This is a genomic window from Glaciimonas sp. PCH181 (assembly GCF_003056055.1).
In the GTDB taxonomy this organism is placed as follows: Bacteria; Pseudomonadota; Gammaproteobacteria; order Burkholderiales; family Burkholderiaceae_D; genus Glaciimonas.
On record NZ_PYFP01000001.1, the window covers coordinates 982354 to 998713 of the forward strand.

The following is a 16360-nucleotide window of genomic DNA, read 5'->3' on the forward strand; positions in this document are numbered from 1 at the left end:
AATAATTTTCCTTTTAGTCGTATCGATTTATTGACGTTGGCAGATTAACTTCACGCCCATTTACAAGATCATCCAGCACCTTAAAAATGGCATCGCCATCAGGTGGACATCCCGGAATAAAATAATCCATCTTCACTACTTCGTGACATGGATAAACTTTGGTCGTTACTCTTGTAAGGTCGGGATGATTCGGAATAATGGGGATGACGCCGGATACGACAGTAGGAGAATTAATATAGGCCTCTTCAAGACACTCAGTAAGCGAGACCTGATTGCGCATCGATGGCACACCGCCCCAAACGGCACAGGCACCAACAGAAATTAGAATGTCGCAGTTTTCACGATAATGCTCTAAGGTTTCAATGTTTTCCTCGCTGGCCACACCGCCTTCCACGAAACCAACTACGCAACGCTGTGGGATACGTTTGATGTCGGTCATGGATGAACGCAAAATGGTCACCTTATCCAACAGCGTAAGAATCCTTTCATCCATATCCAGAAATGAAAGCGTGCAGCCCCAGCAGCCAACAAGGGCGATCATGGAAACATTAATTTTCCCGGCCTGACTGGCCAGGAATTCGGCATCGACTGGTGTTCTGGGTAGGTCATGGCTGAACATGACGTTCGACGCCGCATCGCTGCTTTTAATAGAATGATGGCTCATTTTTCGTCCCCTTCCAGAGCGCGTTCTCGTATCGACTTAATATCGAATTTTCTTTTCCCGATCGGGTCATTGAAACCAATTTTTTTCTCAATAATCGTACCGACCGGACAAAGATCAACCGCGCGCGTGATTTGCTCGGCGCTCATTTTATTGGCTAGTTCAACATTAATTTCAATCCGCGAATTAGCACCACGTCCACTAATACTGAATATTTTCTGGCCGGTTTCTGCATCGCGTACAAACTCTACGCAACGCTGACAGAAAATACAGCGGTCCCGTTCCAGAAGAATTTTTTCAGAGGCATAATCTTTTTTGCGGGGTGTAAATCGATACTCGAAACGCGACACCATCATCTCAACTTCATACCCCACGGCCTGTAAATCGCAACGCCCACTTTTTTCGCAGCTTGGACAATTATGCGTACCTTCGGCGAACAAGCTTTCGACTAGCGCTTTGCGCATATCCTTTACTTCAGGCTCATTTACCTCCACCTCCATACCGTGCGCGACCGGAACAGTGCAGGCAGCCGCAGTTGCACCACCCACTTTCACTGAACAAACGCGACAGGTGCCCAGACAAGGCTCACCTTTCATATAACAAAGCGTGGGAATATAAATACCATTTTCCAGCGCGACATCGACCAGATTTGCACCTTTTCGGGTATTTATATTCTTTCCATCGATTTTGATTTGAATCATGATTGTGAGCTCCTGTCATTCAGTGTCGAGATCGCTTCCAGATAACCTCTGCGACTTTCTTTCAAATCAAATGAAGGCAATAACGGACCATCCTGCCTCACCAATTTTTCTTGATATATTTCCGGGAAATTTTCTAATGACGTCAAGATAGGCTTAGGTGAGGTGCCGCCCAGACCGCAACGACTGGTTTTACGTACCATCTTTCCCCACACCACCACTTCATCAAGATCTCGTTGACATGCTTTACCGTCGATGACGCGGTTTATTTTTTTAAATAAATCGACATTACCCGAGCGACATGGAACACAAATTCCGCAAGATTCGTTTACAAAGAACTGCGTAAAGTGTTTAACGATATCCAGGAGGTCCCGCGAGCGATTGAATATCATGAATGAACCGTTGCACGACAGGTCTTCCAGCGCAATCTTGCGGTGCCCGTCTTTCTCTACCGAGATGCAGTCTCCCGACGGTCCACTGACTTGCACCGCCCATGGCATCCTGGCACCGGCTTTTTCCAACATGGCATTTAATGTAATACCCCACTCAATTTCATAAATCCCTGGTCTGTCACAATCACCGGAAATACTCAGCAATCTTGTACCTGCCGATTCCGTTGTGCCCATATTTTTAAACCATAGCGCACCCTCTTCCATAATGCTTGTGACAGCAACAAAAGTTTCTACGTTATTGGCGCTGGTAGGCTTTCCCAGATAACCTGCATTAACGGGATAAGGCGGCTTTACACGCGGTGTTCCACGTTTACCTTCCATGGATTCAATTAAAGCAGTCTCATCACCGCAAATATAAGCACCGGCACCCATTTGTATGCGAATGTCGAAATTAAATTCCGTTTTTCCGCCAATGCTTTTACCTAACAACCCCTCGGTGCGGAACTCGGCCAACTGCTTCTCAAGATAATCTTTGAGGTAGTAATACTCAGAACGCAGATAAATAATTCCCTCCTGCGCGCCTATTGCATAACCGGCTGTGATCATCCCGAAAATAACTTCTTTCGGCGACTCCATTAACAACACTCTGTCTTTGAAAGTGCCCGGTTCCCCCTCGTCAGCATTGCAAATAATAAATCGCGTTTTCTGATCGTTATCAGAACAAAGACGCCATTTCAATCCGGTTGAAAAGCCAGCACCACCGCGCCCGCGTAGTCCTGATTCGGAAACATTTTTTATAATAACTTCTGGATGATTGTTAATGACTTTATGTAACAGCGCTTTGAAGTCGGTTTTATTCTGAAAAAATAGGGGACCTTTGCTACGAATACCGGAATCCACCATGGCATGAATGTAAGCAAGACTATCGCTGGCGAGATTTTCGGGATTAAGAATATCGGCAGGAGATTCCCCATTTTTTAAACGCCGAATAATCTGCACAATTTTTTCAGGCGTTAATCGTGTAAAAACCTCTTTACCGATCAGCATTGCTGGTTCTTGATCGCTTAGTCCGATACAAGACGTTGTGTCCAGCCCAAAAATATTCGTAGCGTCTTTTTTACCGAACACGCATCCCGTTTCTTCTTCAAGCGCATCATAGACAGCCTGATAACCCTGCATTTTGGCGATGACGGTATCGCTTAAATAAATCTGAAATTTTGCTGGCGGCTTATCAATAAAAAAATGATAAAAAGAATAGGTCTCTTTTATATCCAACTCAGTCAAACCTAATTTTTCCGCCATTTCTGGAAGAACTGTATTAGGGATGTAACCCCATTGATGCTGGACATCCCACAGAATGTCCATTAAGCGGGTTCTATCTGAGCGGTAATGATCAAGTATTTCGTGAATATTTCTCATAATCTTTCGTCCCATCTAAGTTGGTCCCAAATAAAGCGAGAACGGCTAAATCACCTTATTTAACTTTTTAAGTAACGCATCCATTGCAGTAGTCATTTATTGGATAGTCTCGTCTATGCGATTTAATGCACTGGAGACAGTCCAAACCTAACCAACGCTATAAGATAAATTAAGTGAGAAACATTTCATAAAATGGGAACACGCCGTGCCCGTGTATGGCACAGCATCGTAAAAAATTGCAATCATTGCGGTCTCCTCCAGTACTTAGTATTTTTAAAATATTCAACTTCCAACCGTATGTTTGACGAATGCTGCAACCGCACAACCATCGGGCAGGACACTACCTAAGTGGCAACTTCCGTGCCACCACGACCAGAAAGAGGGAAAATTAAAATCAGAAGAGATTTGAGGAAAATGGAACGCGCGAAGATGCTTTTATTGAGTAAGGATTAATGCAGCTATGCAGTACAGCGCACAAACTGCAAAGCTGCTGACCACCTGTGGCCATGCTGCATTGCGGAATAATTATTGAGATGGGAAGCTATGGGGATTAAGCTAGTTGAAGCTCTGCGGAATCACGAGGGATGAATCCGCAAGGATCGGACGATTAATAAGTGAATCGCAAAGTCAGGCGCAACTGGCGCGGTTCTCCTGGATGCACCGTGATTCCACCCGGCACCGCAGGGCTGGTAGGCGATACCTGATAATCCTGTTGATAAGCGATATCGTAATATTGTCGATTAAATAGATTGAGCATATCCAGCGATACCGCCACGTTCCGAGACAGTTCGCGCTGCATGCGCAGATTGGTCACAATCGCTGACGGCGCCGTCAAACTGCCGTCTTACGCAAGCGGATAAGGTCCGATATAGCGCGTTTCCAGGCCGACGGACCAAGGCCCGAAGTTGTGTACCGTGGCCCGGAACAGCGCGACCTTGCTTGCCGCATTGGGAATCATATTCAGAGGAACGCCATCGACGTTAGTGGCGAAATCAGTGCCATGATCAAGGTTGTAGCCGCGCAAAAAATATTGGTTGGCCTTCCCATCGCCGGAATGCTGGGTAACGACTAGGCCAGGTACGGTCTCCAGTACCTCACCGGGCCTTAATAGCGGCAGGTCTTGCAATAAATCGCCGCGAATAACGCCCAGCGACGATGCATCCGAAGTTCCGACGGCATTATCGTAATGCCCCTCTACTACGATGGGAGCCAATAATTGACTGGCACTCTGAAGGTCGCTGGAAAACGCATTTGAAACCAATAAAAGCGCTGACGGTATACCTACAAATTTAAGCGTTTTGATGTTGGTCATTGGACTGATTTTAACTGTAACTATCAGGGCAACTAGTGTTAAGCGACGCGCAAGGATCGGTAATCATCGTGTCAAGTTGAATCGGGGTCTCAACGTTGGCACGATGCATACTCCGTGCCGCGACATAGCCAATCAGGACGGTGGTCAGGACAAACAAGCCCGCAGCCAGCTCTTTACCGTCGGCCCAGGCATCCACCACCTCGGAAGAAAATTTTGCGGCCCCAAATCCGGCCACCAAAAGTGCGCTACAAGCGACCAGCAAAGAAAACAGACGCCCTGCACGCTGAACGAAGCGTTCGCTGCGCCTGATTAAGTTTGCAACCAGCAGTCCATTGATCGTATCGGTGATCACCATTCCCAACACAAAACAAAGCGCCAATACAAGTGTGGCCGACATGCCGCCATGCCAATTGCCAGCCAACCCAAACCAAGCCGCCATCGTCATTGCATCAAGTGAAAGCGCGAACAAAGCTCCCACAATAAGACTGCCAATAAAACCGTGCGGAAGGGGCAGACGCATAATCCAGGCCGCCATTGGCGACATGGGCCGCGCAGATAGATCCGGTCTTGGACGCCAGACATTGCGCAGATTAACAATCCCAATCGTTAGCAGAAAAATGATCGAAATCCAAGTGCCTATCGGGTCCAGCCAGACAGGTAGCTTGCCGATTCCGTAGGATTCCAATAGCCACGCCGCTGCCAGCAGCATCAGTCCATGTCCGCTAGAAAACAGCGTACCGCTCAACCGTGCCAAACCGGTGCGTCCATGCCGCAGCTGAAGCCGTGCTAAGCCATCGATACTGGCCAGATGATCGGCATCGAAGCCGTGCTTAATACCGAACAAAATGGCAAATGCCATCAAGCTGGTCAACGTTAGGGAAGATGCAGGCATGTCGGTCTCCGGTGATCGTATGAAGTTTTTCATATCTTGCATACAAAAACTGTGCCACCAGTAAAGCGGTCATGCATTCATTGACAATGTAATGGCGTTCAAGCGAAGCCGCACGTTGCCAGAGCAAGCGGAGCAATGGTTTGCTCCGTGTTTAGTGCGTAAATAGATGATAGAAAAAAGGGACTGGATTAGTCGATTCAATCAAGGGAGGTGGTAACCATATTTGCATCTGCTAAACAAAAATGCAAAGAGTCATGCCACCGTGAGGCGTAGAGGTTATCAGTATTTTCGTAGGACTAGCCATGAACTAGCTACTTTCCCCTAATTGGACACCCGTGCTGACGGATCAAGATAATTCATTTTGTTACCCCCATCGAACTCAAAAAGAGAACCGCGATCCTGGCTATCGAAATCGAAACGAAGAAAAATACAATGACGACAAGAGCTGGTACGCTAACATTTGTTCTAGGCGTGCCATCTGGACTGCACCCCCAAAAAAAAGCGACTTATTTTGGGGTAACGCTTGATACGAAACGGCAATACAACTATCGCCAAGATCGTAAGAATCATGCGTAAATGGATAAATCTTGTCGTTATCGGATCAGCTGCCAATGACCATCATTGCCGAACGCACGGAAATAAAGATAGGCCACGAGACATAAGATCAAAATAATATCAAACGTGTTGCCTATTATTCTTTTCATACGAGAAGGAGTGCCAAACCGAGCGATATTGGGAGGATGACTATCACTATTTTCTGCTCGCCTTACGACCACTCGCAGACTGCGCCTGGTTTCCCGCTTCTTGTTTGTTCTGATCACCCTTGCTGGCGCTGAAAGCAGCGGGCCTTGTCGATAACGCGACATGCAAAACGACATCCGGTTCCGCCGCGATGAATCCTTCAAATGCATTTAACAGATCATCAATGACTGGCTTGCCGAAAGCCTGCTCGATATGCAGGTACTGCAAGTCGATTAACGGCGCGATCTCTCTGATAAGCTGGTCGCCACTCGGGGCTAGCTGCACCAGTATGCGGCGCCGATCATCGGCCACCCGGTTGCGGCAGATCAAGCCCACCTCTTCCATACGGGCCAGCACGCCCGCCATGCTGGAACTAAGAATTTGGCACATATCGCATAGTTCTCGCGGCTCAAGCTGCCCATACTCATCCAGCAAACGCAAGATTCTCCACTGCTGTTCGGTCACGCCGAAGTGATTGAGAATCGGCCGAAAATGAGACATCAGGCGCTCTCGCGCTTTCAAAAAAAGTTGTGGCAGATTGCGATAGGCTATGCGATGTTTCAAATCGTACTCCGTTTCAATTGATCAGCGTATGGAAGATAGCCGGGATCTCTTCCGCTGGCAACATGGAGCCGGTTTCACGATAGCGTGTGTGCCACGTCAACGCTTTTTCCAATATGTGGGGCGTATGTCCGCCTCGCTGATTGGCTTCGGCGACATAGTCTTGCAGCATTTTTCGATACGGCTCCGCGACACAGTGATTAATGATGACTTGCGCGCGTTCTCGTGGCGCCAGGCCTCGCAGATCGGCCAGACCGACTTCAGTGACAATAATATCGACGTCGTGTTCGTTATGGTCCACGTGCGACACCATCGGCACAAGGCTGGAGATTTTTCCACCTTTGGCAACGGATTTGGTAGCAAAAACTGCAAGATAAGCATTCCGCGCAAAATCACCCGAACCGCCGATGCCATTCATCATGTGCGTACCCAAAACATGGGTTGAATTGACATTGCCATAAATGTCGGCTTCCAGCGCAGTGTTAATCGCGATAATGCCCAAACGACGGATAACTTCCGGATGATTACTGACTTCTTGCGGGCGCAGCACCAGACGATCTTTGTAACGGGCTATATTGCCAAATACTTCCTTGCTTTTTTGCGCCGACAGTGTGATCGAAGACCCGGACGCAAAATCAAGCTTACCCGCGTCGAACAGATCGAAAGTTGAGTCTTGCAGCACCTCCGAATACATTGTCATGTGCTTAAACGGACTTTCGAGAAAACCCATCATCACTGCATTAGCGATGCTGCCGATGCCTGCCTGAATCGGCAAAAGGCTCTCGGTTAAACGTCCCAGCCTGACTTCCTCCTTAAAGAAATCCACCAAATGCGCAGCGATGGCGGCGGTTTCCGTATCGGGCGGCAAAATGGTTGAGGAACTATCGCGTTTTTCGGTAATAACAATTGCGACAATTTTTTCCGGTGGAATGTGAATTGCCGTAGTCCCTACCCGGTCGCTCGGCGTCATAATTAGAATCGGTTCGCGTTGCGGGCGACCCTTTGGAATAAATATGTCGTGCAGCCCTTCCAGCTCCAGCGACTGAGTCAGATTGATTTCGACGATCACCTTGTCAGCCAGAATCGCGAAGCTGGCACTGTTACCGACCGAAGTGGTAGGAATGATGGCACCGGTCTCAGTGATAGCAATGGCCTCAATAATTGCGATGTCGATCGGCCCGATCTGCCCGGTACGCAACATTTCAACAGTTTCGGACAGATGTTGATCGACATACATCACCTCGCCGCGATTAATTGCTGCACGCAAAACCGGATCTGCCTGAAATGGCATACGGCGCGACAGTACGCCAGCTTCAGTCAATGTCTTGTCGACGTCGCTGCCAAGTGAAGCGCCTGTCATTAGCGTAATCTTCAAATTTTGATGACGAGCGCGTTCGGCCAGCGCCAGCGGAACTACCTTTGCATCGCCGGCTCGGGTAAATCCACTCATCCCCACGATCATGCCGTCGCGTATCCATTCTGCAGCGGCATCAGCGCTAGTGATGCGCTCTCTCAAGTACGGCAAGCGAATACGCTCCTGGATACGATTTCGATTATCGTCAAACATTTTTGAATCCTTTTTTGTCTACAAGCGTGCGAGCGCAGTCATCAGCAGATCAACTGCGGTGTGGAACTCAGGTCAGGCAAAAATCGACGACCTCTAGCTGAGGCGGAACACATTCGTCATCCAGCGATTCACGTAAATTAATTTCAATTGTTCGGCAAATGGCATCTAACGGCAGGTCATTGGACTCCAGTCCAAATGGCTCTTCGATCTCATCGCCCAATGCGTCCAAACCAAAAAAAGTATAAGCAACGATGGCAACCACAAACGGCGTCATAAAGCCAATTGAATCGACTAGTCCGAACGGTAGAAGAAAGCAGTAGATATACGCCGTGCGATGTAACAACAAGGTGTAGGAAAAAGGGATGGGCGTACTTTTTATGCGCTCGCAGGCAGCTGCCGCAGCGGTCATCGAAGATAAGGTGGCGTCAATTCCGGAGGCCAGGCATGCGTCAATGCGCCTCTCTTTTAAGCACTGCTGTAAATCCAAACCCATTTTCAGCATGAGGAAATCCGGCTTGTTTGATGACTTGCTGATCTGCTGCCATTCAGATGCAAGAAGCAAGCCTTTCAGTTCAGCATCTGAACGGCAATCACGCAGATGGTGTCGCAAAGCATGCGCAAAAGCGATCGCGCGGTAGATCATGCGTACCCGCACGTCCGCTAAGCCGCGACTTGCTGCGGCAGGCTCTGGATAGGAAATTAAGCTTTGACACTGGCGCGACAAACTCCGGCTTTTGTGGACTAATTCCCCCCATAATTTGCGCCCCTCCCAAAAACGATCATAGGCAGCATTGTTGCGAAATCCCAGAAAAATCGCTATGGGCAAGCCGATTAAACTAAAAGGAATCGTCGTCAGTGTGATCTTGAGGTCAAACAGATCACCATGCGTAAGAGTCACCAAAGTCGCCACCAATGTGTTGACGATCAACGACGGCAGAATCCGCGGCATCACGGATCCGCGAAGTAATAAGAACAGCCTGAACCCGGACGGCCGGTCTCTGATAATCATTTTAATTCTCTATTTTCAATATTTCACTAACATGTGAGTGATTATATTAACAAATAGATTCATGCGTCAATCTCTAAAATTTGTAGGAAGAAATGTGCTGAGTAGCACAAACGAATAGATGGTTGTCCGAATTTTTAGGCAAAAATAGCGGCTGGAGAGATTTTCAAAAAATAGGTACTGCGACTAGCGGCGCTTCTTGCAAAAGACTGTCCACACGCTATATTCGCCATCCTCAAATCCCTTGCTGAGGAAAACTACGCATGGGGTTACTCCTTGGCGCTCACGCGCTGGTTTAATAAAGATTCGCACCTCTATCAAACCGGGTAACCCCACCCTTTGGCAAGGCCTTACTGTCGGATCAAGTCTGAACTATTACACATCAGCGCATCCGGCAATGACTCGTAACCCTAACTGGCTGTAACCGCCACACCGGCCCGAGCCTTATGCAATTTTTTGTAGCTGTCGATCAGACGCTGGTGTCTATCGAGACCCTCCAGTTTCATACTCGTTGGCGTTAACCCGAAGAAGCGCACGCTGCCGTTCACTGACCCCATTACCGCGTCCATCCGAGCGTCGCCAAACATCCGGCGGAAATTGACCAGGTAATCGTCCAGCTCCAAGTCGTCAGCCAGCATCACCTCCAGCACCACATTCAAGGCCTGATAAAACAATCCGCGTTCGACCGTATTGTCGTTGTACTGCAGGAAGGCTCCCACCTGCTCATGCGCCGCCTCAAACTGCTGTAAGGCGAGATGAATCAGTAGCTTCAACTCGAGAACTGTTAGTTGACCCCAGTCCGTATTCTCGTCAAATTCGATACCGATCAACGTGGCGATATCGGAATATTCATCAAGCTCACTGTTATCCAAACGCTCAAGCAGCGCTTCCAGGCTGTCATCGTCCAGGCGATGCAGATTCAAAATATCGGCGCGGAACAACAGCGCCTTGTTGGTGTTATCCCAGATCAAATCTTCTATCGGGTAAACTTCTGAATAACCGGGCACCAAAATCCGGCAGGCTACGGCGCCTAAATTGTCATACGCCGCCGTGTACACCTCTTTGCCCATGTCTTCGAGAATACCGAACAAGGTCGCGGCTTCCTCGGCATTCGAGTTTTCACCCTGGCCAGAAAAATCCCATTCAACAAAATTGAAATCCGCTTTGGCACTAAAAAAGCGCCATGACACAATACCGCTGGAATCGATGAAGTGTTCGACAAAGTTATTCGGCTCAGTCACGGCTTCACTGGCAAAAGTGGGCCGAGGTAATTCGTTCAAGCCTTCAAAACTGCGACCCTGTAACAATTCCGTCAGACTACGCTCCAGCGCCACCTCCAGGCTTGGGTGCGCGCCGAACGAGGCAAACACACCGCCTGTCCGCGGGTTCATCAAGGTGACACACATCACTGGGTAGACCCCTCCCAGCGACGCATCCTTCACCAGCACCGGAAAGCCCTGCTCTTCCAACCCCTGAATGCCGGCCAGAATGCCAGGGTATTTCGCCAGCACTTCCTGCGGCACATCAGGCAATGCGATTTCACCTTCCAGAATTTCGCGTTTTACCGCCCGTTCGAAAATTTCCGACAGACATTGCACCTGCGCTTCGACCAGCGTGTTACCGGCACTCATGCCATTGCTGACGTAGAGGTTTTCGACCAGATTGGACGGAAAATACACCACCTCGCCGTCCGACTGTCGCACATACGGCAGCGAACAGATACCGCGCTGCGTATTGCCGGAGTTGGTGTCGATCAGATGCGAACCACATAACTCGCCGTCGGGATTGTAAATTTGCAGACAGTATTCATCCAGAATTTCAGTCGGCAGCGCATCTTTACGGCCAGGCTTAAACCAACGCTCGTTCGGGTAATGTACAAAATCCGCGGTGGCGATGTCTTCGCCCCAAAACGTGCCGGCGTAGAAATGGTTGCAATTCAGTCGCTCGATATACTCGCCCAACGCCGACGCCAACGCGCTTTCTTTGGTCGCTCCCTTGCCATTGGTAAAACACATCGGCGAGTGCGCATCGCGGATATGCAGCGACCAGACATTCGGAATAATATTGCGCCACGAAGCAATTTCAATCTTGATGCCCAAGTTCGCCAAAACGCCCGACATATTGGCGATGGTTTGCTCCAACGGCAGATCCTTGCCCAAAATATAAGTGCTAACGTCAGAAGCCGGCTTCAACGTCAGCAACGACTGAGCATCGGCATCTAAGCTTTCTACCTCTTCAATGACAAACTCGGGTCCGGCTTGCACCACTTTTTTCACAGTACAGCGCTCAATGGAGCGCAAAATACCTCGGCGGTCTACTTCCAATATATCCGACGGTAACTCAACCTGAATCTTAAAAATTTGCTGGTACCGGTTTTCCGGATCAACGATATTATTCTGCGACAAGCGGATATTTTCGGTAGGAATATTGCGAGTTACGCAATACAACTTCACAAAGTAAGCTGCACACAAGGCCGATGAGGCCAGAAAATAATCGAAAGGACCAGGCGCTGAGCCATCGCCCTTATAACGGATAGGCTGGTCGGCCACTACCGTGAAGTCATCGAACTTGGCCTCAAGACGTAGCTTATCGAGAAAGTTGACTTTAATTTCCATGGGGGAACTCTAAAAATGATGTAACCGCTATTATCCGTCGCCACGCCGGTACCGTGTAATGTATCGATGGTTTCCTCAAACACTGCCGCATACGGATAATTTGACAGGCGAACGCCATGGTGTAGTACAGGGTTGGAACGGGCGAGCTTCAATGCGCCCTGCCGATATCCAAGGCGTCGCAAGGTGCAGTTGCAGCAAGTGGAATCGCGACGAGTTCCGCTAATATTCGGTTTGGGGCGAAAACGGATGATTTGGACATGCAAACAACGATAGATTAACTTTAGACCAACACAAGAAATTAAAGTTTTTACAAATTATTGATAGATAAATAGCTCTTAAAATGAGCGTTTTTTTGACTCTAAAACGTTCTTTATCGCTAGAAACAGTTTGGGTTGTGGACGCATTGCATTAGTGGCGGACGTTTTGCTAAAAAAATTCTAAATCCACCTTTCAGCAAGCCACCCACAAAAACAAAAAAGCCTTGAATGATCAAGGCTTTATGTTTAAAACTGGCGGAAGCGGTGTCCGCCTATGTTTCATCCGATAGATTCCAATGAAATCCAATTTACCCATGTAAATCATAGGGTAAGCCCGTCACACTGTCCATACTAGTCCAAATCGATCTATCTGAAACCAATCAATAATGGCATACTGGATGGCATACTGACTAAACTCAAAATAACGATCATGGCAACCCTTACAGATGTTAAAGCAAGAAATATTAAACCCGATTCAGGAATTCTTCCTCACGGTGGAATTACTGGTTTAGCACTCCATCCCTCCAACACTAAAGGATGCGGAAAATGGGTATTTCGCTTCGTCAGTCCCCTAACTGGCAAGCGTCGCAATGCCGGATTAGGCAGTTATCCGGAAGTCAGTATTGCTGAAGCCGCTAAGCATGCGCTGCAAATGCGAGAGAAAATCAACAATAAGGTTGATCCGTTAGATGAGAAAAAACGAGTAACCGAACTTCCCCAAATTCCTACTTTTCAATATGCTGCGGAATTAGTCCATGCTGAATTACTTCCTGGCTGGAAAAATGCCAAACACGGACAGCAATGGCTAAACACCCAGGCGCAATACGCTTTTCCGATTATTGGTGCATTACCACTCGACCAAATTCAGCCTCGCCATATTGCCGATGCCTTAAGGCCAATCTGGTTAGAAAAAGCAGAAACCGCTAGCCGATTGAAACAACGAATCCATGCCGTCATGGCTTGGGGATGGGCGCATGATCATTGCAAATCCAACCCGGTTGACGTGGTGCATCACCTATTACCACAACAACCAGCAAAGTCTGTCCGCACGCAACATCAGCCAGCTATGCCTTGGCAAGACATTCCAGCCTTTTTTGCTAAGCATCTACGAGGAGCCACCCCCTATGATGTCACTCGCACCATGTTGGAATTTTTGATTCTGACAGCGACTCGATCCGGTGAAGTAAGAGGAATGACCTGGTCAGAAGTAGATTTAGGTAATGCGATCTGGACGATTCCACCTATGCGAATGAAAGCCAGACTACAGCATCGCGTCCCCTTGTCCGCGCGGGCTATTGAAATCCTAATGAACCAGCAAGGACTGCATGACGAGTTAGTGTTTCCATCGCCCCGTGATCAAGTTGAACTTTCCGATATGGTCCTCACCAGTTTTTTGCGGCGTATAAAAGCGCACAGCGACACGCCTGGGCGCGTAGCGACTGCGCACGGATTTCGATCGAGTTTTCGTGATTGGTGCAGTGAACAAGGTTATCCTCGTGATTTGGCAGAACGCTCACTTGCGCATATGGTCCAGAACAAAGTCGAGGCGGCTTACCATCGCACCGATTTACTCGAGCAGCGTCGTCCAATGATGGCTGAATGGAATATTTATGTTGAAGCGCTGAGCAGTATCTAACGATCCACCAAGCCTGCGCCCTATCGTAAAACAGCCCGGCGTCGTCACTATCTATCAACTAGATTTCAACCTTTTCTACGGCGTTACCAAAAGCGTCCAGCATATTTTTCGTTTGCTCGGTGTATGACTCGAAGGTAGCAAAGTAAAAATCCACTGCATCCACGCTATAAGGTTGTGCGAAAAATGTGCTCATGCTGTTCTCTGATTTCGTATCGTTTTTTTGCTGGTTGAGCCTCAAGTTGATTGAAGACTTTCTCTGTTTTTGCAGACTTCACAACTCGTTTATCTGCATCATTTTTGAGTCGTTTCGCCTAAGCCACGAATGGCAGGGCTGGACAAGAAGCAAGCCAGGCAATTTATCAAAATCGCAGTCGCAACGCAGTAAGAACCGATTGCAGAAAATCCCGAAGGGACATGCTTGTTTTGATTCGCAGACATGCAAATCTTGGCGTTTTTGGCAAGACGAGGAAAAATTGGTGCAGATAGATTGGCGGGCAAAAGCGAAGATGCCGTGGATTTAGCTTTGGATGGTGTTACTACCTACCGACTTAGTTCTTGATGCTCAAATATCCTGTTTGGTTTTCCTATAAATAGATTGCAAAAACAATATTATTTATATAGGCTTGCCCTAGCAAATCCTTTGTTACAAACCAAGAATATCTGATGACCTCGAAACTTTCTGATAACGATATTGAGTCTGAGCTCAGTTATGCATATTTACATGCGGTGGCATCATTTTCTGGGGCCAATTGTCAATCAGCTTCTCGTCATTCAGACAATAGAGGTATCGACGCTCAATTGACCGCATGGGGCCCCTTTCCTGGTGGCGGCGCTCGTCAAGAAGTTGATCTAAAAGTTCAACTAAAAGCTACGGTGGCAATGCCTTCGAGTACAGGAACACATTTTTCGTATCATCTCAAAGATATTGAGAGATACAATGATTTACGCGGACTGACCTATTCGGTTCCTAGAATATTGGTGGTTTTGTTCCTGCCCCAAAACAAAGCACACTGGATTTTATCTTCTGATGCCGAACTGAGTCTCAAAAAATGTGCATATTGGGTGAGTCTAGCTGGCGCGGAGGAGTCGGCGAATAAAAGCGGCATAACTGTCTATTTACCAAAAAATCAGGTACTGACCTCCGAAAGCCTTTCGAAATTATTTGTTGATTTATCCCATGGCAATTGTCCACAATATGTAAATCCACGGGAGGGAGCATGAGAATTAGTCCATCCCAAGTGAATTCGTTCTTATTGAATCGCGGCTGGATACGCAATTCAATCGCGGCATTCCCTAATACGATTGTATTCACGCATCGTTTATTCCCTGATAGGCAATTGTTCTTGCCTGAAAATGAAAGTGCTCAGGATTATAGTGACGCTGTTGAAATTATAATTAACAAGCTTGCATCCATTGAAAGCAAAAGTTTCGCGTTTATCGCTGCACAACTGGAATCAAATAACTCTGAAATTGCTTCAAATTCAGCAGATAGCATGTCCCTACGAATATTAAAAACCGTTGAATATTCCGAGACGATACCGTTGTCACTAGCAAACGCAGCTATATCTAACTCCGAAATAATGCTACTAGCGGGTAGCTGTACAGCAGAAAATCCGTCACGCTACTTCCGTCGAATTGACAATAAAATTTCAAATGAAATCTATAATCGTGCGGTTTTCAACCATACCCGACGTGGAAGCTTCATTATGTCAATATCATGTACAGTCGCTGGTGCTGGGGAGCAATTAGGATTAGGATTTTCAGAAGATTCCAACGATTGGACAAAGTGCCGAAGAGCATTTGTGGCCATATATCGGAGCGTGGAAAAATTATCAACCGCAATTTTAGCTGGGGAAATTTCCAGCTTTACCGAGGAGTTATTAACTGCGAAGGAGCCGGTGGTGTCATCAAATTTTTGCGAAGCGTTAGCAGACTTAGTTGCAAAAGACACTGGTGGTGGCATAAATTTTGATTTTGAATGGTCACCATATATCGCGTTGCCAAAAGACATTCGTAAAGGGAAATCAATATTTATTGACCATACAATGACGGAAGATCTATATATTCTGTCAGAAGCACTGAAGCCTAAACAAGCGGCATTAAACAACGTATTTATTGGCACTGTTGAAGCTTTAAATGGAGACGTTTCAATTTCAGGCGAGCGAGAAGGTCTTGTTGAGTTTTCTATTTTATTAAAAGATGGGCAGAAAATTCGTGCTTCCGCAAATCTAAATATTGAACAGTATAAACTTGCAGATCATGCCCATATTGGCGGAGCTCAATACGTCTCCATAGAAGGCATCCTGAATCCTCGTGCAAGAGTGTGGCAATTCGATTCTGTGAAGTCATTTAAGCTGAGCATCGGCTAGCAAGAGAGTTACGATTAGTTACAAAATATCGCTAAGGAATTTCTCTACTAACTTCCTATCTTTGGGATTCAACTTACCTATCGCAAGTACAACCATCCCGAATAAATTTAGCAAAATGATTTGCTGACTCCCGCTCAAATCATACACACCATTTATTAATGCAAGCGTTTGATCACTCACATCAGATGTGCTGATTTATAGCAAATCATTAATGTCATAATCAAGCGATTTGGC

At 47.3% G+C, this 16360-nt stretch carries 14 protein-coding genes; 3 read left to right on the forward strand and 11 right to left on the reverse strand.

The annotated features are described in order from the left end of the window. Window positions 1-13: 13 nt before the first annotated feature. From C7W93_RS04380 to C7W93_RS04425, 10 genes are all read right to left on the reverse strand, one after another. Window positions 14-664: an NADP oxidoreductase gene (locus tag C7W93_RS04380; RefSeq protein ID WP_108438927.1), complete on the reverse strand. Its 651-nt coding sequence runs from the start codon at window positions 662-664 to the stop codon at window positions 14-16. Next, window positions 661-1362, reverse strand: coding sequence for a 2Fe-2S iron-sulfur cluster-binding protein (locus C7W93_RS04385; RefSeq protein ID WP_304598516.1), 702 nt, complete (start codon window positions 1360-1362; stop codon window positions 661-663). Before C7W93_RS04385 ends, C7W93_RS04380 begins: the two co-directional genes overlap by 4 nt. Then, on the reverse strand, window positions 1359-3170 hold the full coding sequence (locus C7W93_RS04390) for an NAD(P)H-dependent oxidoreductase subunit E (protein WP_148666471.1): 1812 nt from the start codon (window positions 3168-3170) through the stop codon (window positions 1359-1361). Before C7W93_RS04390 ends, C7W93_RS04385 begins: the two co-directional genes overlap by 4 nt. A 607-nt stretch (window positions 3171-3777) precedes the next feature. Beyond that, window positions 3778-4005 (reverse strand): TonB-dependent receptor, encoded by a 228-nt coding sequence (locus tag C7W93_RS04395; RefSeq protein WP_108438930.1) that lies wholly within the window; start codon window positions 4003-4005, stop codon window positions 3778-3780. A 9-nt stretch (window positions 4006-4014) separates the two neighbouring features. Then, the gene (locus C7W93_RS24930; protein WP_108438931.1) at window positions 4015-4482 is read right to left on the reverse strand and encodes a TonB-dependent receptor plug domain-containing protein; all 468 of its coding nucleotides are present in this window, start codon (window positions 4480-4482) and stop codon (window positions 4015-4017) included. A 10-nt stretch (window positions 4483-4492) separates the two neighbouring features. Next, window positions 4493-5374, reverse strand: a complete 882-nt coding sequence (locus C7W93_RS04405) for a nickel transporter (RefSeq protein ID WP_161539876.1) — start codon at window positions 5372-5374, stop codon at window positions 4493-4495. 750 nt (window positions 5375-6124) lie between these two features. Next, on the reverse strand, window positions 6125-6679 hold the full coding sequence (hpaR, locus tag C7W93_RS04410; RefSeq protein WP_108438933.1) for a homoprotocatechuate degradation operon regulator HpaR: 555 nt from the start codon (window positions 6677-6679) through the stop codon (window positions 6125-6127). 13 nt (window positions 6680-6692) lie between these two features. Beyond that, a complete protein-coding gene (locus C7W93_RS04415; RefSeq protein ID WP_108438934.1) occupies window positions 6693-8243 on the reverse strand; it encodes an acetyl-CoA hydrolase/transferase family protein in 1551 nt (516 codons plus the stop codon). A 67-nt stretch (window positions 8244-8310) separates the two neighbouring features. Continuing rightward, window positions 8311-9252, reverse strand: coding sequence for a bestrophin family protein (locus tag C7W93_RS04420; RefSeq protein WP_108438935.1), 942 nt, complete (start codon window positions 9250-9252; stop codon window positions 8311-8313). 407 nt (window positions 9253-9659) lie between these two features. Further along, the gene (locus tag C7W93_RS04425) at window positions 9660-11864 is read right to left on the reverse strand and encodes an OsmC domain/YcaO domain-containing protein (RefSeq protein WP_108438936.1); all 2205 of its coding nucleotides are present in this window, start codon (window positions 11862-11864) and stop codon (window positions 9660-9662) included. A gap of 687 nt (window positions 11865-12551) precedes the next feature. Here C7W93_RS04425 and C7W93_RS04430 point away from each other — a divergent pair. Beyond that, entirely contained in the window at window positions 12552-13757 is a 1206-nt protein-coding gene (locus C7W93_RS04430; RefSeq protein ID WP_108438937.1) for a site-specific integrase, read from the forward strand. Between the two features lie 58 nt (window positions 13758-13815). On the opposite strand, the gene C7W93_RS25225 is transcribed toward C7W93_RS04430, so the two are convergent. After that, window positions 13816-13950 carry a hypothetical protein gene (locus tag C7W93_RS25225; RefSeq protein WP_255419108.1) on the reverse strand — a complete coding sequence of 45 codons (135 nt, stop codon included), beginning with the start codon at window positions 13948-13950 and terminating at the stop codon, window positions 13816-13818. 470 nt (window positions 13951-14420) lie between these two features. Here C7W93_RS25225 and C7W93_RS04440 point away from each other — a divergent pair, with 470 nt between their 5' ends. Together C7W93_RS04440 and C7W93_RS04445 are read left to right on the forward strand one after the other, a co-directional pair. After that, on the forward strand, window positions 14421-14978 hold the full coding sequence (locus C7W93_RS04440; RefSeq protein WP_108438939.1) for a DUF4365 domain-containing protein: 558 nt from the start codon (window positions 14421-14423) through the stop codon (window positions 14976-14978). Then, window positions 14975-16126 (forward strand): hypothetical protein, encoded by a 1152-nt coding sequence (locus C7W93_RS04445; RefSeq protein ID WP_108438940.1) that lies wholly within the window; start codon window positions 14975-14977, stop codon window positions 16124-16126. Before C7W93_RS04440 ends, C7W93_RS04445 begins: the two co-directional genes overlap by 4 nt. Window positions 16127-16360 lie beyond the last annotated feature (234 nt).